Raw genomic sequence first — 20,002 nt, 5'->3', positions numbered from 1 at the left:
TAGTATTTTCAGTTATTTTGTGTAATGTTCTGACTTTATGGAAGCGATCCATAAGCAGTCTTTCTTAATAGCCGAAAAGTATATAAAAAGACAGTTTATTATAAATACTAGTCCAACTACTATCCTTTATAATGAATAAATCATGACCGGATAGTCCGTGAGGAGTGTCATGAACAGGCTTATGCCATGTGAATTATTTCAAACATGGTACACTATCAAATATTTTCAGAGGAGGAAAAAAGCATTGAGAAACTCAGCAGCAGGCAGGAAAAAATCACTGCGTAAAGCTTTGGCGTACATACTATGCGTTAGTATGTTGTTCTCATTCATACCGCCAGCAATGATTTCGGCAGCAGAAGTTACGTCAACAGCAGATACGCCGCTGAATGTGTTCCATGAAGACTTCAATGACGGGGATTCCGTTGGCTGGAGTACTTATGAATCAGCAGATGCAGCATTTCGCGGCGTTTGGTCAGTCAATGCACAGAAGCAGTATCATGTCACAAATGCTCCTGGTGCTAAAACAGTAGCAGACAGCACTTATTTTCAAAATTTGGTTTACGAAGCTGATTTGAAAATCGGCGGGGTAAACTCAGACGGAACTGGCTTGCTCTTCAGAGTAAACAATTTATCAGATAGAGTTGCTGACGGATACACTGGCTATTATGCAGCATTAACTCTAGATAAAAAAGTTACACTCGGTAGAGTAACTGGAAATGGAAATGTGTGGAAAGAATTGGTGGCGCCTAAAGCAGTCGGTGTGAATCAAGGACATGTCAAGATCGTTGCAGTTGGAAATCACATTCAAATGTACTTAAACGATATGACGACCCCGGTAATTGACTATGTCGACAATGACGGACAGCAGATTACAGTTGGCGGACAGGTGGGTATCCGTACTTGGTGGGGAACATCGACAATTGATAATATAGTCGTTAGAGAGTATTCGGAGAATAAGACTTCCGCACCTGAATTCAGTGTTGCTGCTGGTAATTATGCTAAATCGCAAGCGGTTTCATTGACATCAGCTACACCTGGAGCAGTTATCCGTTATACAACAGACGGAAGTCAGCCTAACAGCGCTTCACCGGTATTTACTGCCCCGATCACCGTGACATCTCCAACGCTTATTAAAGCGTATGCAGAGAAAACGGGAGAAATGGTCTCCGAAACGGCAGAGGCTTTCTATTCTATCGCTAGAATCGAAGCGGAATTGACGGATGATTTTGAAGATGGTAATTCGGTTGGTTGGACTACTTACACAGGTGTCCAATCAGGTGCTTGGTCCGTAGTAAACGGCAAGTACGAGGTTCAAAATGCTAGAGGCGACAAAGCGATGCTTGACGTAACTCCTGAGCAGTTTGTAATGGAAGCGGATATCAATCCATCTGCCAGCCTACAAACCAGCGGTTTTGTATTTAGAGTTACGGACCCTGGCAATGGCGCGGATAATATGAGCGGCTATTTCGCAGGAATATCTCCGAGCGGATCTCTTGAAGTTGGTAAAATGAATTCGGCTGCGAATAATGGCGCTGGAAAATGGACTGAGATTACAAGGGTCACAGCTGCCGTTTTACCAAATAAAGTTAATCAATTGAAAGTGGTAGGTCTCGACTCGACTTACTATATTTTCGTAAACGGCAAATTGGAGGTTCAATTTACGGATACGGAGTATACAACAGGCGCAGTCGGACTTAGAGCTTGGAACGATAACAACAAAGTTTCTTACGATAATGTTAAGGTTACAAGCTTAACATTCAAGGCAGAAACGTTTGATGAGAATTTTGATGATGGAAACGCTCAGGGCTGGACGACTTATGGCGGCACTTGGAGTGTTACTGACGGCAAATATAAGGTGCTCGATGGTGCTGGCTTCAAAGCGGTTGCGGATGGAACCAACTACAGCAACCTGACTTACGAAACTGATATTTCTATAAGTAATGCTACTGGCGACCAGAATGCGGGCGTCCTATTCAGAGTTAGCAACCCAACGGTTGGTACTGACAATCTGAAAGGCTACTATGCTGGCATCGGCATAGATGGGCGTGTATCTGTCGGTAAATTCAATAACGATTGGACAGGAATAGCATCGATCCCTTATCCAATCAGCCAAAACAAGGTTTACAAGATGAAAGTAGTAGCAGAAGGCAGAAATATTGACGTGTATATTGACGGCGAGATTGTAGTTAGTGTCGTAGACCGCACTTATACAGAAGGTGCTATCGGACTAAGAACATTCCTCGTAGATGCGGTCTATGACAACATCAAAGTTACGGATACAGGTAAGGTTACTCAACCGTCTTATGATTGGTCATGGGTGCAAGGTGCGGTATTCGTTCCTACGAACGTGGTTAACCAAATTGAGCAATGGCGCAGTTATGATCATGAGATTAATGATCGTGAGCTCTCCTATGCCAAAACATACGGAATTAACTTCGTTCGTGTGTTCATGCACAATCTATTGTGGGAAAATGATAAGGATAACTTCATAGCAAATATGAATGATTTCCTTGCATTAGCGGATAAATACGATATTAAGGTAGAGCTTGTATTCTTTGATGATTGCTGGAATGATTTCCCGGTATGGGGTGATCAGCTTGCACCAAGATACGGCGCGCATAACAGCCGCTGGGTGGAAGGTCCAGGTGATGCAGTAAAAGCAAACTATGCAGCTAACAAAGAGAAGCTTAAAGATTATGTCCAAGGTGTAGTAGAAGAATTCGAGAACAATGATGCAGTAGTAATGTGGAACGTTTACAACGAGCCAAGCAACGGCGAGACCGGCTTGATGGACACCGTTACGAAGCAAATTATGAACGATTCTCGAATTTGGATTAGGGAAACAGGATCAATGAAGCCGATGACTTCTACTGGCGATAAGTTCTCAGGCGGACCTTTCTCCGACTTCATTACGTATCATCCTTACGATGCCACTTATCCGATTTATCCAGAGAAATTCGGACCAAACAGCGGAGTCCTAGCTGATGAGGTAATGAACCGTTTGACGCAAACGGTACCTGGTGTAGTTGAAAACTTCGGTGACAAAGGTTTAGGTTTTGTCATGTGGGAGTTTGGCATTGGCCGTGATAACACTCGTTTCCCATGGGGCAGCGATGTTAATCCTCTAACTGAAGAACCAGCAGTTCCTTTCCATGGCGTCGTCTACCCAGACGGACATCCATGGGATGTTAATGACATTAAAGCGCTAGTTGGCGATGCTTATGACACGCTGCCGATCTTTAATGTACAGTATTTTAAAGATATCAACTTCGCTCAGCCGGTTAAGAAATCGATTACGCCTCGTATTGATTTTGACCTAGGAAACGAGAGAGGAACAGGATCACCTGATCCAACAGTGGGCATCGGTGAAGATAACTTCTCCGTAAGATGGAATGGAACAATTCAACCCGCCGTTACAGGAGACTATACGATTTATGCAGACAGCGATAACATCGCGGGAGTATGGATCGGCGGTACTAAAGTTATTGATAAGAAATCTAATGTTCGAGAAGAAGTAAGCGGTGTTACTAGCCTGACAGGTGGAGATAAGCTTGCGGTAACTGTCGAATATGTACATGCGACAGGCGATGCAAGCTTGCATGTACAATGGTCCGGACCAAACATGACGAAGCGAGTTATGCTTCCGGTATATTCCGAAATTCCTGTTGAATCCGTGTCTGTAACACCTGCTAATGTATCGGTGAAGGTAGGCGAGACAACGCAGGTGATTGCTTCCTTCGAACCGGTAAACGCTTCGAATCAACAAGTAATATGGAGCTCCAGCAAACCTGGAATCGCTGTCGTTAGTGCAGACGGCGTAGTGAAAGGTATAACAGCAGGTTTAGCAACGATTACCGCTACAACGGTTGACGGCGGGAAGACAGCCACGGCAGAGGTAAACGTGACAGCTGGAACAACCTTCACGAACCCGATTGTACCTGTCTCATCGGGTGCAGGTTCGGCGGATCCATCGATTGTATTCAAGGATGGCTATTACTACTATGTGAAGTCATTGAATGATACTTCATTAGTCGTAGCCAAAGCCAAAAGATTAGAAGACATCGGTTCAGCGCCTCGCGTGACGGTGTATACGCCGCCTGCAGGCACGATGTATTCGAAAGAGCTTTGGGCTCCGGAGTTGCAGTATATCAACGGCAAGTGGTATATCTACTTCGCTGCAGATGATGGTAATAACGCCAACCATCGTATGTATGTACTGGAAGGAAATTCACAAGATCCACAGGGCTCATATACGTTCAAAGGAAAAATTACGGATTCCACGAACAAATGGGCAATTGACGGCGCTGTATTGCAAGCTGATGATAATTCCTTGTACTTTCTATGGTCTGGTTGGCCAGGCGATGTCGATGGAAGACAGAATATCTACATCGCGCCAATGAGCAACCCATGGACGATTAGCGGTGACCGAGTATTGATTTCTACACCGACTGAGTCGTGGGAGTTGAATGGAACTCCTCGCATTAATGAAGGTCCGGAAATCTTGAAAAAAGACGGAAAAATATTCATCGTATATTCCGCTAGCGGAAGCTGGACGGATGATTACACGCTGGGTATGCTGACCAACACGGATGGCAATTTCTTGACTCCGGCTTCTTGGACGAAGAGTGGCCCGCATTTCACAAAAGTTGCCACAACATTTGGTCCAGGCCATAATACCTTTACCAAATCACCGGATGGAACTGAGGATTGGATTGTTTATCACGCGACATTGAAATCTGGCGCAAGCTGGGGTAATCGAAGCGTGAGAGCGCAGAAATTCACTTGGAATCCAGATGGAACACCAAACTTTGGAACTCCTGTAGCGTACAACGCACCGGTTGAACAGCCTTCGGGCACACCTGCTGTTGACCGTTACAAGTATGAAGCTGAAGATGCAGCACTGCACGGCAACGCGGCAGTTGTTTCATCAGAGAACAGCTCTGGCGGTAAAGTCGTCGGCAAGCTCGATACTGCCAGCGATTATGTGGAATTTACAGTTGAAGTTGCGGATGCAGGTGCTTACAGCTTGATCGTTATGGCTGAGAATGGATCTGCTGACTCTGCAATTGCTGAGCATGAATTGACGGTTAATGGTGGAACAAGTCAATCGGTTTTCTACCAAAACTTTGGTTGGAATCGTATTAATCCGACATCACTAGACGTCAATTTGAACGAGGGCACAAATACGATACGTCTTGCGAAGAAAACGAATTTTGCACAGGTGGACTACATCGTGCTTGATCGTATTGTGGCTGACGCAGCTAACATTCTTCCAGTAGAATCATTGAATGTGGATAAACCTGCTTTGAGCATTTCAGTCGGAACAACTGAGCTACTAACATCATCACTAAAACCGATTATGGTTTCGGATCAAACCGTTTCGGTGCAATCATCGAATCCTGCAGTAGCGACTGTGACTCAAGTAGGAACAGATTCTGCAACAGGAAGCGCTATATTTAAGGTAACAGCATTGGTGCCTGGTACTGCGCAAATTAAAGTTGTTAGCTCAGCGAATGGCAGCGTCATGGCGGAAAGCGTTGTAAAAGTTCTGCCGGAGAAACAAGAACCGAATCTATCGCTTTATGAAGTTGATCAATTTGATACGGCAACTTTAAATAGTGCATGGTCAGTTTTCCAAGAGTTGAAATCCAATTGGAGTTTAACAAACAATAATGGATTTATGACCATCCGTACGACAGCTACAGACATCTATCAAACCACCAACTCATTAAACAACGTATTCCTGCGTAACGTACCGGCAAGCGGGGATTTTGAAATCCTTGCGAAGTTTACTGCTCCAGTTACGAAAAATCATCAACAAGCTGGTATCATCGTATGGCAGAATGCGGACAACTTCGTCAAATTCAACCATGTATGGGCTGATGGAAAGACTCTCGAGACTGCGTACGAAATTAATGCAAAGTATCAAAAACCGGGTAACTTTGTCAAACACCCAGGTGGAGAAACGCATACACTTAAGATCAAAAAGGTAGGCAATCTTTACACAACCTACTATTGGGATGGTTATGAGTGGATTCAAGCATCTGATCCTGTTACAGCTACTCTAAGTAATATTAAAGTAGGATTCTATGCAAGTAATATCGTAGCTAGTGATTCTCCAATTGACGCGAAATTTGATTATTTTGCGATCAGAGAGATCGCAGGCGGCGTAGACTTATCTCCGAAGACAGCTTCGCTGCAAGTTGGAGAGACGGTACAGCTTGAGAACTCAGGTATAAGCGGCACTGCTGTAACATGGACTTCAGCGAACACAAATATTGCTACCGTTAGCAATACAGGTTTGGTTGAAGCGAAAGCGCCAGGAAGGGTCGCTATTCAAGCGGTATCCAATGGCGGAGATTTCAGCTCGAAATCCATCGTAACGGTTCAAGGCGATGCTACGCCAGGAGAAGAGCTGTACAGTGAAGATTTCACTAGTGGTAATACTGCTGATTGGACCACTTATGGCGGTGTATGGTCTGTAAAAGACGGAGCATATACAGTTTCAAGCGGCGCTGGATATAAAGCCATGCTGGAGACAGAACAGTTCACTGACTTCGTATTGGAAACTGATGTGAAGATTGTTAGCGGAACAGAGGCTGGCCTCGTATTCCGGGCATCTAATCCAAGTATCGGTCCTGATGCGTTAGACGGTTACTATGTCGGCATTAATGCAGCGAAGAAATTCGCTACACTAGGCATGTTCACGAACGGCAAGTGGAGTGAGATTGCTACAAGGAATTTGCCGATTGATGTGAACGAATCGTATTCGATTAAAGTTATCGTGAATGAAAACCATATCCAGGTTTACATTAACGACAATCCGCTTAACATGAATCCTTATCCGAAGTTTGATGTGGCTGAGCCATCGCATCCTTCGACAGGATCGATTGGTTTAAGAACGTTCAATGCGGTAGCTCAGTTTGATAATGTGAAGGTTAGCTCCTATGTGGAAACAATTACAGGCCCAACCTACAACAACTTAAATCAGCTGGGTGGCATTGCTGATCCGCATGCCATGTTCTATGAGGGAGTTTACTATCTCTATGGTACGGACACTGCGAATTCTCCAAATATGCAAACAGGCATTAAAGTCTATACATCGACAGATCTCGTAAATTGGACAGAGGAAGGTTACGCTCTTCGTAGAGAAGATTCATGGGGCGAAAAACAATTCTGGGCACCCGAGGTTATCGAGAAAGACGGCACGTTCTATATGTACTACGCTGTAGAGGAACATCTGGCGGTTGCAACAAGTGATTCACCGCTTGGGCCGTTTAAACAGGAGGTTAAAGAGCCAATTCATCAGAATCCAAAAGAGATCGATGCACATATCTTCACGGACGATGATGGAAAAACTTACATGTACTTCGTTCGATTCAATAATGACAATCATCTTTTGGTTGCTGAGATGAACGATGATATGAAGACGATCAAAGAAGACACAATTAAATTTGTGTTCGCTGCAACTCAGGAGTGGGAGAATAGTCAGAAAGCGCCCGTTGCAAAGATTAATGAAGGACCATTCGTCATTAAGCATAAAGGCACATACTACATGACCTATTCCGGCAACCACTTCCAAAGCCCGGATTACGGCGTAGGCTACGCTACAGCGCCGACACCGCTTGGTCCATGGACAAAGTATGAGTTCAACCCGATTATGAAAGCTAACGCGCTCGTACCTGGAGCAGGACACCATTCGTTAATTCAATCGCCGGATGGTACTGAATTGTTTATGGTTTACCACACGCACTATGCAATTGGTCAAACCGAACCAAGGAAGCTGGCGATAGACCGCGTACAATTTGTACCACAAGCAGTTGGGCCGGATCTGATGGAAGTTTGGGGTCCAACGATTACACCGCAGCTAATGCCTTCAGCTAATGGAGCCATTGGCGTTGATTCGATCGCATTGAGTGGACTTGGCGGAGCAACTGCCATTACTGCAAAAGGCGGAACATTGCAGTTGATTGCGACTGTACTTCCGAACAATGCGACTAACAAACAAGTAACATGGTCGATCTTAGATGGATCTACATTTGCTGAAATCTCGGCAAACGGCTTGTTGAAAGCTAAGGCAGATGGAACCGTAACGGTTAAAGCAGAATCAGTTAGCAATCCTTCCGTATCGAATACGATTGCTATCGCAATCTCTGGTCAAGCCGATGTGGTAGATCCAGAAGTTGCAGTCGAGTCGCTTACCATAAGCGGCCAAGGCGGAGCAACAGCAATTACGGCGAAATCTGGTTCATTGCAGTTGAATGCAGCCGCACTTCCGAACAATGCGACTAACAAAGATGTAACTTGGTCGATCGAAGTCGGTTCGCAATTCGCAACAATTACGGCTGGCGGCTTGTTGACAGCTGTAGCAGATGGAACGGTAACTGTGAAAGCAGTATCGGTAAGCAATCCAGCTGTATCGAACACGATTGTCATCACGATCTCCGGTCAAGCTGATGTGATAGATCCAGAAGTTGCAGTCGAGTCGCTTACCATTAGCGGCCAAGGCGGAGCAACTGCGATTACAGCAAAAGCTGGAACGCTGCAGCTGAATGCTGCAGTACTTCCGAACAATGCAACTAACAAGGATGTAACTTGGTCGATCAATGCCGGTTCGCAATTCGCAACAATAACGGCTAGCGGCTTGTTGAAAGCTGTGGCAAATGGATCTGTAACCGTGAAAGCAGCATCGGTTAGCAATCCAGCTGTATCGAACACGATTGTCATCACGATCTCCGGTCAAGCTGATGTGGTAGATCCTGGACCTACCAATCCGCCGGTATCGACGCCTGCTCCTGAGGCTCCAGCCAAAGTTGAAGGCAACGTCTTGACGCTTCCAGTTGTGAAGCCGGATGCGAGCGGTGTGTTGACTGTTAAGGTAGCAGCTTCCGATTTCAACAAGCTTCTTGAACAAGCGGATAGCAAGTCAGTAAGTATTAAAGTCCAAAATACAGATTCGGCGAAAACGGCTGTTGTTGCTCTAACAGCAGGACAGCTTGAAGCGGCCAAAGCAAAAGGAATTGAAAGCGTCAATGTTGATATGGGCGCAGCGACATTTACCGTTACAGCAGGTCAATTTACTGCTGGACTAGACGCATCGACAGAAATCTCGCTTTCGATTTCCAAAGTCGATAACAGCAGCTTGTCTGCTGATGCCAGCGCAATTGTCGGCAGCAACCCTGTCTACGATTTCACACTCTACATTAACGGAGCAAAAGTTTCTGATTTCGGTGGAGAAACGATTAAAGTGTCGCTCGATTATGACCTGAAATCGAATGAAAATCCAAACCAAGTTGTCGTTTACTACATCAGTGACAGCGGCAAACCCGAAATCATTAAAAATGCGAAGTATAATGCTGAGACTGGCAAAGTAGAATTTGATGCCAAACACTTTAGTAAATACACGGCTGTAAACAACGCTGTTACATTTACGGATCTCGCAAATGTGGCATGGGCGCAAACAAGTATTGAAGCGCTGGCAGCTCGTGAGATTGTGAACGGTGTAGGCAATGATAAGTTTGCACCAAGCAGCAAAGTGACTAGAGCGCAATTTATTACGATGCTGATGAACGCCTTTGAATTCACTGATTCCAGCGCAGTAAGCTCGTTCAGTGATGTGGAGGAAGGAACTTGGTATTATAATGCTGTAGCTCTTGCGCAGAAGCTTGAAATCGTTAAGGGTAAAACAGACGGCAGCTTTGGTGTAAATGATGAAATTACTCGCGAAGAGATGTCTGTTATGGCTTATCGCGCATCGAAGCTTGCAAAGGTAGACCTGAGCGCTGCAGGGGAAACGCAGCAATTTGCGGATCAATCTGATATTGCAGCTTACGCTTCAGAAAGCGTCAGCGCAATGCAAGGCGCAGGAATTGTGAATGGCAAAGGGAATAACCTCTTCGCTCCGAAGGATCATGCTTCGAGAGCAGAGGCTGCCAAAATCATTTACAGCTTATTTAATCTGTTGCCTTAATATTAAATCATAAAAAAACCGCCACCTTCTCATACCAATGAGGGGGTGGCGGTTTTTGTTGATATTTAATAATTAGCTAAACAAAAGAACCGAATAGTATATAAAAAACCATTTGTGTGTAAATACATGAACCTCTAGATTACGTAAAATTATAGATGATCATAAAAATAGAGTGTTCATAAAGGAAGGAGTGGCCTAATGAGCGGAAAAGTATTACTAACGATGGAAGAGGTAAGCAAAACTTTCCCTGGTGTGAAGGCGCTTAGCGACGTGAACTTCACCCTGCGAAAAGGCGAGGTCCACGCATTAATGGGAGAGAACGGCGCGGGCAAATCGACCTTGATAAAAGTATTAACCGGTGTTCACCCGATGGATAAAGGCAAGGTGCAGTTGAACGGGAGAGTAATTACAGCTAGGTCTCCGCTGGAGGCTCAAAGCCTTGGGATCAGTACCGTTTACCAGGAGATTAACTTATGTACGAATCTATCGGTAGCAGAGAATTTGTATATCGGCCGCGTGCCAAAGCGCAGAGGATCAATTGACTGGAAGAAAATGCACGCTGATAGTGAGCAATTGCTGAAGCGGTTGAATCTAAACTTAGACGTAAAAAAATCTCTAGCCGATTATTCAGTAGCGATTCAACAAATGGTTGCGATTGCGAGAGCGGTGGATATGTCCAGCGGTGTTCTTATATTGGATGAACCGACATCGAGTCTTGATACTCAAGAGGTGCAGCAGTTGTTTACGGTTATGCGCAAGCTTCGTGACGAAGGTATGGGAATCGTATTTGTCACTCACTTCCTTGACCAAGTTTATGATATATCCGATCGCATTACGATCTTGCGGAACGGCTCATTAGTTGGCGAGTATGAGACAAGCAAGCTGTCCAAGAGCAGTCTTGTAACCCATATGATTGGCCGTGAATGGAAAGAAGAGGACGAGCATCGCAAGACAGAGTCGAGCTACACGTCAGAAGTTGTGATGTCGGCGAAATCCCTTACGAGAGCAGGTTCGATTAATCCTGTAAGCTTGGAAGTAAAGAAAGGCGAAATCGTCGGACTAGCTGGTCTACTCGGCTCAGGCCGCTCTGAATTTGCTAATCTGATCTTTGGTATTGATCAATCAGATAGCGGTGTTATGACGATGGGATCTGAGCAATTCCAATCGATGAGTCCGAAGAAAGCGATTCGGAAAGGGATTGGCTTCTGTCCAGAGGATCGTAAAATTTCCGGTATTGTTGGCGAGTTAACGATACGTGAGAACATTATACTCGCGCTACAAGCGAAAAAAGGTATTTTCAACTATATTCCTCTTAAGAAGCAACAGGAAATTGCACAAAAATTTATCGACCTGCTGCGTATCAAAACACCGAGTATGGAACAGCGAATTGATAACTTGAGCGGCGGTAATCAACAGAAGGTCATTCTAGCCCGGTGGCTGGCAACTGAGCCTAAATTGCTAATCTTAGATGAGCCGACACGCGGTATTGATGTGGGTTCAAAAGGTGAGATTCGCAGACTGATATTGGACTTGGCGAAGTCGGGACTTTCGATTCTCATTATCTCTTCTGAGCTCCAGGAAATAATTGAGTGCGCGGATCGGATTGTTGTCCTGCGTGATCGCATGCAGGTTGGGGAGATCAGCGGCGATGACATGAATGAAACAAGCATTATGAAAATGATTGCAGAAGGAGGCGGAACAGATGAGCAATATTCGCAAACTGGCAGCTAATGTCATGCATACAAAAATAATATGGCCGATTACAGCTTTAGCCGCTATCCTATTGTTTAATTTGTTTTTTGTTCCAGGTTTTTTCAATGTTGAAATCAAAGACGGTCATTTATTCGGCAGCCTGATCGATATATTGAACCGCGCTGCGCCTATTATGGTTATCGCTATCGGTATGACGCTCGTTATTGCGAAGGAAGGAATCGATATTTCTGTAGGCTCCGTTCTAGCTATTGCAGGAGCGGTCGCTATTTCCTTGATTGGCGTTGTGCCGCTATGGATCGCGATAGGCGCTGCCCTGCTTGCCGGTGTGCTATGCGGATTATGGAATGGCGTGCTTATTGCTTACTTAGGCATTCAGCCAATGGTAGGGACGTTAATCTTAATGACCGTTGGACGCGGTATAGCCCAGCTTATTACAGAAGGTAAAGTATTGACGACGGATAGCCAGGCTTACGGATTTATCGGTAAAGGTTTTTTTCTGGGACTGCCATTCTCAATCTTTATTGCGGCATTCGTTTTCCTTCTTGTTCTTTATTTAAAGAAACGTACAGCACTTGGCTTGTTCCTGGAAGCAACAGGTACCAACAAAGTTTCCAGTGAATACGCAGGGGTTGAACCACGGAAAATTTACTTGTTTGTATACATCGTGTGCGGTTTATGCGCTGCGATTGCGGGACTGCTCGTGAGCTCGAACATCAGCAGCGCAGACGCTAATAACGCTGGTTTGTGGATTGAGCTGGATGCGATATTGGCTGTTGTAATTGGCGGAACTTCGATGCGCGGGGGACGCTTCTTCCTAGCAGGTACGGTAATCGGCGCGTTGTTCATTCAATCGCTGACAACGACGATCTATTCGATGGGCGTACCGCCTGAGCGAATTATGGTTGTCAAAGCGATTGTAGTCATCATCGTAAGCTTGATGCAATCCGATCGTTTCAGACAGATGTTCCAACAGAAGAATAAAAAGGCGGTGATCGGATGAAGCTGAACTTCCGAATTAACCAGAACAACATTATCATTCTTTCGACGCTGCTTCTTATCATTTTGTTATACGGAGCCGGTTCTGTACTTTATACAGGCTTCTTCTCTTGGCAAGTATTTTTCAATCTATTTATCGACAATGCTTATCTCATTATCGTAGCTACCGGTCTTGCATTCGTTATTATTACAGGCGGAATTGATTTGTCGGTTGCCTCCGTCGTGGCCTTTGTCAGTGTCATGTCGGCTGCACTGCTTCAGCAGGGCATGAACCCCTATGTTGTAATGGCTCTTTGCTTAATCATGGGTATCCTGTTTGGCGCAGGACAAGGCTATTTGATTCAACGCTTTGATCTGCATCCGTGGATTGTAACGTTGGCCGGGATGTTCCTGGCACGGGGCGCAAGTTATTTCATTACGACACAAAGTATCGCAATCGAAAACTCGACGTACACGGCTATCTCGAAGTTTAAAATTAATCTAGTAGGATCAAATTTTATTTCGGTTAGTGTTATCATCGCATTGGCCGTCGTCGTCCTCGCCGTCTATGTTGCCAAATATACGGAGTTCGGTCGAGCGGTATTCGCAATTGGCGGCAGTGAACGTTCGTCTGTACTCATGGGTCTTCCTGTACCGCGTATTACGATATTGGTATACACGATTAGCGGATTTTGTTCAGCGCTTGGCGGTATCGTCTTTACGTTCTACATGCTGTCCGGCTACAATCTTCATTTGATGGGGATGGAGATGGACGCAATTGCTGCTTGTGTAATCGGCGGTATTCTACTAACAGGCGGCTTCGGCTACCTGGTTGGACCTCTACTGGGCGTTATTTGTTCGGGTATTATTCAAACCATCGTCATGTATCAAGGAACGCTCAGCTCATGGTGGACAAAAATTGTGGTTGGATTCCTGTTGTTCCTGTTCATTCTCTTGCAGAGAGTTATCGTTATCCGCAGACAAAAACGCCGTGTTATCAGTCATGCTCCAGAGCTGCCGGCTAATACTGGCGGAAGGGATCAGCACACTCCTGCATCCGTTTAAACGCTGTGATAGATTCACAGCCGAATATGTTAATAAGTGCTGAATATAGCAAATTATAACGTTATTTTCTAAATACAATCTTCTTGAAACAATTTATATTAATAATGTAAACAAAACACATAGTATAAAGGGAGGAACAAAGAACATGTTTAATTTCAAAAAAAGTTCTTTTGTATTGACAACCGTTTTAGCAGTAGGTCTCTTGCTTTCAGCATGCGGCGGCAATGCAGCTAACAACAATACAGGAAAGGCACCAGCTAATACTGGTACGGAGAACACAGCTCCTGCAAATGAGCCTGCATCAGACAAGAAAATTGTACTCGGCTTCTCGCAAATCGGTGCTGAGAGCGGCTGGCGTGATGCTGAAACACAATCGATTAAAGATACTTTCGGCAACGATGCGCAATTCGAACTGAAATTCTCTGACGCTCAACAAAAACAAGAAAACCAAATTAAAGCAATCCGTACATTCATCTCCCAAAAAGTAGATGCAATCGGACTTGCTCCAGTCGTAGAAACTGGTTGGGAAACCGTATTGGAAGAAGCAAAAGCAGCTAACATCCCAGTTTTCTTGCTTGATCGTACTGTAAAAGTAAGCGATGAGTCCCTTTACACTTCATTCATTGGTTCTGACTTCATTCTTGAAGGTCAAAACGCTGCAAAAACAATGATGGAACTTCTTGGTGCTGACAAGCAAGTAAACATCGTTGAGCTTCAAGGTACAGTTGGCGCGAGTGCTGCTAACGACCGTCAACAAGGTTTCCAAGAAATCGTTGACACAAACCCTAACTACAAAATCATCAAATCGCAATCCGGTGACTTCACACGTGCAAAAGGTAAAGAAGTTATGGAAGCATTCTTGAAATCCGACGGCAAAAACATTCAAGCGGTTTACGCTCACAATGACGATATGGCTCTTGGCGCAATCCAAGCTATCGAAGAGTATGGCTTGAAACCAGGTACCGACATCTTCATCGTATCGGTAGACGGAATCAAACCTGCTTTTGAAGCAATCCGCGACGGCAAATTGAATGTAACGGTTGAATGTAACCCAGCGCTTGGACCACAATTGAGACAAGCTATCCTTGATTACAAAGAAGGAAAAACTTTGGAAAAATGGATTAAATCAGATGAGGATGTATTCTTCGGTCAAAAAGCAATCGACGCATTGCCAAACCGTACGTATTAATCTGAGAGCTTTCAAATTGCAAAGGGGCATTTGCCCCTTTGCAATTTGTTATTTTCAGAGTGAAAATGTGGCTGTATACTGAAAGAAAAGAGAATAGGAAATAGGTGAGAATGTGATAGCGAGTATTAGGAATTTGGAATTCATACAACGGTTTCAAAATCGAAGCATCAGGTTCAAGCTTCTCATTTATTTTGTCATTATCATCTTAATATCGATTGTCACATTGAGCACAGTAGGGACTGCTGTTTATAAACGATCCATAGAAGATACAACGAATGAGCATACGATCCAGATGATGGGCCAAGTTAAAAATAATCTCTCGCATTATTTCGAGGAAATGGAAAACATACTCGCATATCTAGCAAATGACGATAAGGTCATGACCTTCTTTGCAGAAGCTTCTGAAGAGATGGCTGACGATTTAGAAGCTTCAAAGCTTTGGGCAGAGGTAGAGAAAGTGATCGAAATGTATGAGAACAGACATCCCGAAATTGCCGGTATCTTAATGGTTAATAAGGGTGACCAATATGTTAGCAATAAGCTGGACCGAATGATTCGTGATCCATTAGCCTCTGAATCCTGGTACAAGCAGGCCGTTAACAACCCGGATGAGGTTTTGCTCATAAGCAAGCCAATAGGAAGAAATATAAAAGCTGAATACAATTACAGCGCTGATCAAGTGCTCTCGTTCGTTAAGGCATTCAAGGTTCCTAATACAAACCAGGTATTGGGTGTTATCCTGCTCGATATGGAGCTAAGCATTATACAAACTACGATTGAACAAGTGTCACTGGGAAAAAGTGGGTTCGTCTATATTACCGATGAAAATGGCGGCATTGTATATTCGCCGGTTAATCCTATCGTTTATCGAATTAATAGTGAATGGTTAGAAAGCGGTTACACGAATTTTGAGAAAATGATAAACAATCGATCCTTTCAAATCATGCAGGATCAATTCGAACATATTAATTGGAAAATTGTCGGTGTGTTTCCATTCGATGAATCAAAATCCTTTGTGATCAAATGGCAATTTTACACCGTTATTATCGTACTCTTCACTCTATTTCTTGCCATCCTCGTATCTTGGTTCTTCACGAATTCTATTATTAATCCTGTTCGCAAGCTGCGCAGAATTATGCATAGAGTAGAGGAGGGAGAATTGCATCTTCGATTCGAAGGCCGCTCGAAGGATGAGATCGGTCAATTAGGCGACAGCTTCAACAAAATGGTTCAAGAGATTGAACAGCTGCTCCATATGGTCTACTCCGAACAAAAAGGGAAACGGGAAGCTGAGTTGAAGGTGCTTCAAGAACAGATTAAGCCGCATTTTCTATATAACACGCTAGACACGATCCAATGGATGGCGCAAGATCGTGAAGCTGACGATATAGTTGAGATTGTAATCGCGCTTACGAATTTATTCCGGATAGGGCTAAGCAGAGGTAATGAAGTAATTTCTCTTGAAAATGAATTTAAGCATGTGGAGAGCTATTTGATTATTCAAATGATGCGCTATGAAGGCAAGCTTAGCTATCAAATTAATGATATCTCCAGCCAATTGAAGAACAGCCAAGTATTGAAACTGATCCTTCAGCCATTGGTAGAGAACGCAATCTATCACGGTATTAAGATGAAGAAAGGGAAGGGTCATATTCAAATCGAGACAGAGATAAGGGACTTTAAGCTCGTGTTGTCCGTTATCGATAATGGGATAGGCGTGAAGCCGGAGCAGCTTGAAATCATTGAGCAGGGGCTGAAAAATGTCGGAGATCCTGAGCATAAGGACGGCTTTGGCTTGTTCAATGTAAATGAACGGATTCGCTTAACCTATGGGGTGTCCTATGGGATCCAAGTTCATAGCGTATATGAGGAAGGCACCCGAGTGGATGTTTTCTTACCGCTATAGCTGGATGAATTGGAAGCTAGAACTTTATCATCAAAGGAGAGATCGTTATGTGGAAACTGCTAATAGCTGATGATGAGCCTAGAATTCGCCGCGGATTAATGAAAGTGCTTCCATGGGAGGAACTAGGCATTCAAATTGTCGGGGAGGCGGAGGACGGGATCGAAGCGCTGGAACTTGCAAGGGCGACAAGACCCGACCTCGTATTTGTTGATATCAATATGCCTTTTATGGATGGATTAGCTTTCGTAGAGGAGTTGCAGATAGAATTTAAATGCCTGGTCATCGTCATTACCGGGTATGATGAATTTAAGTTTGCTCAGAAGGCAGTGAAGCTTAATGTGTTTGATTACATCTTGAAACCAGTAGATCGTGTACAGTTAAAAGAAGTGATCGACAATGCGCTGCTAGAGCTGACGAATAAAAAACTGAAAGACGAATACCGCATCTTCACGAATAAGCAGCTGGTGACTAATTCTATTCTGATTCGTGATAATTTTTTGCGGCGGTGGGTAGGGGACCTAGTAGAGCCTGCTGAAGTAAATAAGAATTTAAGCTACTTGCAGCTCCCGATTAATGAATCAACTCGTATTGGCGTATTTAAAGTTGTGCAGAGCACAAATGTGGGTACGGTGAAGAAAGAGTGGACCAAGGATTTGTTGGATTTTGCTTCTAAGAATATCGTTGAGGATATCCTTAGTAATAAAGTCCCGCACATCGTATTTCATGATGAGAAAGGTCATATCGTAATTTTCTCTCCGCTCCAAAACGAGAGTGAGTGGATCGATTTGTGTATGGCCATCCAAAACAAATTTGAAGAAATTTTAGCAAGAATGGTTATCTATACAGATAGAATGGCAGGAGAAAACTATCTTCGCGCTGATCGAATCTATAATGAGCTTGTGAAAGACATTAATATGAAGGGCAGTTTGTCGCCAGTCGTTTTGCTAGCAAAGAAGACTGTAGAGCAGGCTTACGCGATGCCCAATCTTTCTCTACAAGAGGTTGCTGATCAAGTTCGCGTAAGTCCTAACTATTTGAGCAAGCTTCTAAAGAAAGAGATAGGGTCGTCCTTCATTGATTATTTGACTGAGGTGCGTATCAAGCAAGCGGTGTTGTTCATGAATGACCCAAGCTATAAGGTATATGAGATCGCTGAGAAGGTGGGTTATAACAGCCAGCATTATTTCAGCAAAGCTTTCAAGAAAATAACGGGGGTTTCTCCAATGTCTTATCGGAAAGGAAGCCGGTCATGAGGGTAGTGCGATTTAAGGTTATATTTTTTATTGCTGCTTTCTTGGGGCTAATCAGCTTATACTCCTGCAGCAATTCAAATACGAGCCAACCCGGTGATGAAGTGAAAATTCTGATCGGCGTGTCGCAGCCAAACTTGAATGAGCCTTGGCGCGTATTAATGAATGAGGAGATTAAGAGAGGTGCTGACACCTATCCAAACTTGAGAGTCATCTTTACGGATGGGGGGAACGACAGCGTACAGCAGAAAGAGGATCTGTATAAACTAATGGGCTACGGAATCGACCTGCTTATCGTCTCATTGGATGATCCGATTCTTCTTACCCCTACCATTACAGAAATCTATAGTAAAATACCGGTCATTGTGCTGGGCCGGGGTGTTACGGGCTATGATTACACCTTATATATTGGAACTGACAATCGGCTCATTGGAAGCAAGGCAGCCGAATATGCGAAGCAGCTGCTAGGGCCGGGAGAAAATCGGATTGTTGAAATTCTCGGACTACACGGATCGCCGATGGTTGAGGAGCGCAGCGAAGGCTTTCGTGAAGGTCTTAACGATCGCGACGACATTCGGATAACCAATTCTATCTACGCAGACTGGCAGCGTGATAAATCAGAGGATGAATTAACGAAGGCACTCCAGTTCAATTCCAATATCGACCTTATTTTTGCACATAACGATGCAATGGCATTAGGCGCGTCCATCGCGCTTCAGAAGCAAGGAATTACCGATGTGAAGATTATAGGTGTGGACGGTGTCGTAGGGGAAAAAGGAGGGCTTCAGTTAGTCGACAATGGCATCTTAACCGGAACCTTTACCAGTTCTACCGGCGGCGGAGAAGCGATCCGCTACGCGGTTGATATTTTGAGCAAGGAGAAGGGGATTCCGAAGAAGGTTATTTTGAGAAGCCATCAGATAACGAGGGAGAATGTAGATAATCATGTAAGAAAGATGATGGACCCTGAATCGAAACCGGTAAGAGAAATAACTGAAGCAAGACCTATTAAAATCGGATTTGCTCAGGTTGGCTTAGAGGGTGGTTGGCGTCTTGCGCATACCAATTCCGTTATTAATGCCGCGAAAGAAGAGAACATTGAGCTGCTCTACGAGAACGCGCTCCAGAAGCAAGACAAACAGATCGAATTAATTCGTAAGTTCATCACGAAAAAAGTGGACTTTATCGTATTTTCTCCAGTTGTGAAAACAGGATGGGACGAGGTGCTGCTCGAGGCGAAGCAGGCAGGAATTCCAGTCATTTTATCCGATAGAGAGGTTAAAGTGAGCGATGACTCCCTCTGGACAGCGTATATCGGTTCGGATTTTGTGGAGGAAGGAAGGCGTTCGGCAAGGTGGCTCGTCCATGAGATCGATGACAGCACTGTACCTGTGGATATCGTAGAGCTTCAAGGCACGAAGGATTCGGACCCGACAGTGGGACGTAAGCAAGGGTTCGAAGAAATTATCCAGAATGAACAGAACTATAGAATCATACAATCCCTGCAAGGTGACTTCACACAGCAAAATGGGAAGAAGCTCATGCTTGATGCCTTGGCCGAGCACGGCAGCAACATCGATGTGGTGTACGCGCACAATGACGATATGGCCCTCGGAGCCATTGAAGCCATCGAACAATTCGGACTGCAGCCGGGGAAAGACATCAAGATCATCTCGATCGACGCGACTAGAGCCGCGTTAAAGGCGCTGGGCACTGGCAAATTAAATTTTGTAGTGGAATGCAATCCGCTTCTCGGACCTCAGCTGATGAAGGCCGTGAAGGATTACATGGCAGGAAAAGAGCTGCCTATGAAAATCATTACTTCAGAGGGTGTTTTCACCCAAGAGACAGCTAAGCGTGCGCTTGCTACAAGGGAATATTAATGACAAACCTTGAAAGGTAGCGACCATAAGAGCAATCCTTGAATTGATTTC

At 44.4% G+C, this 20,002-nt stretch carries 8 protein-coding genes; all 8 read left to right on the top strand.

The genetic code is table 11. The annotated features are described in order from the left end of the window. Positions 1-244: 244 nt before the first annotated feature. The 8 genes from MHI37_RS21585 (at position 245) to MHI37_RS21550 (ending at position 19,951) form a co-directional block, all read left to right on the top strand. Entirely contained in the window at positions 245-9,970 is a 9,726-nt protein-coding gene (locus MHI37_RS21585; RefSeq protein ID WP_076337322.1) for a family 43 glycosylhydrolase, read from the top strand. Positions 9,971-10,168: 198 nt separating this feature from the next. Beyond that, positions 10,169-11,701: a sugar ABC transporter ATP-binding protein gene (locus MHI37_RS21580; protein WP_076337323.1), complete on the top strand. Its 1,533-nt coding sequence runs from the start codon at positions 10,169-10,171 to the stop codon at positions 11,699-11,701. After that, the gene (locus tag MHI37_RS21575) at positions 11,673-12,683 is read left to right on the top strand and encodes an ABC transporter permease (RefSeq protein ID WP_076337324.1); all 1,011 of its coding nucleotides are present in this window, start codon (positions 11,673-11,675) and stop codon (positions 12,681-12,683) included. The genes MHI37_RS21580 and MHI37_RS21575 overlap by 29 nt, the downstream gene beginning before the upstream one ends. Continuing rightward, positions 12,680-13,723, top strand: a complete 1,044-nt coding sequence (gene yjfF / locus MHI37_RS21570; RefSeq protein ID WP_076337325.1) for a galactofuranose ABC transporter, permease protein YjfF — start codon at positions 12,680-12,682, stop codon at positions 13,721-13,723. The genes MHI37_RS21575 and yjfF overlap by 4 nt, the downstream gene beginning before the upstream one ends. Before the next feature lie 145 nt (positions 13,724-13,868). Continuing rightward, positions 13,869-14,912 carry an ABC transporter substrate-binding protein gene (locus MHI37_RS21565; RefSeq protein WP_076337326.1) on the top strand — a complete coding sequence of 348 codons (1,044 nt, stop codon included), beginning with the start codon at positions 13,869-13,871 and terminating at the stop codon, positions 14,910-14,912. 133 nt (positions 14,913-15,045) lie between these two features. Continuing rightward, the gene (locus MHI37_RS21560) at positions 15,046-16,818 is read left to right on the top strand and encodes a sensor histidine kinase (protein WP_076337346.1); all 1,773 of its coding nucleotides are present in this window, start codon (positions 15,046-15,048) and stop codon (positions 16,816-16,818) included. A 47-nt stretch (positions 16,819-16,865) separates the two neighbouring features. Continuing rightward, positions 16,866-18,071 carry a response regulator gene (locus tag MHI37_RS21555; RefSeq protein WP_076337327.1) on the top strand — a complete coding sequence of 402 codons (1,206 nt, stop codon included), beginning with the start codon at positions 16,866-16,868 and terminating at the stop codon, positions 18,069-18,071. After that, entirely contained in the window at positions 18,068-19,951 is a 1,884-nt protein-coding gene (locus MHI37_RS21550) for a substrate-binding domain-containing protein (protein ID WP_076337328.1), read from the top strand. Before MHI37_RS21555 ends, MHI37_RS21550 begins: the two co-directional genes overlap by 4 nt. The last annotated feature ends 51 nt before the right edge of the window (positions 19,952-20,002 follow it).

Origin of the sequence: Paenibacillus sp. FSL H8-0548, from assembly GCF_038630985.1 — a bacterium.
In the GTDB taxonomy this organism is placed as follows: Bacteria; Bacillota; Bacilli; order Paenibacillales; family Paenibacillaceae; genus Pristimantibacillus.
Note: the sequence above shows the minus strand (reverse complement) of the source record. Positions and strands in the feature narration are given on the sequence as shown.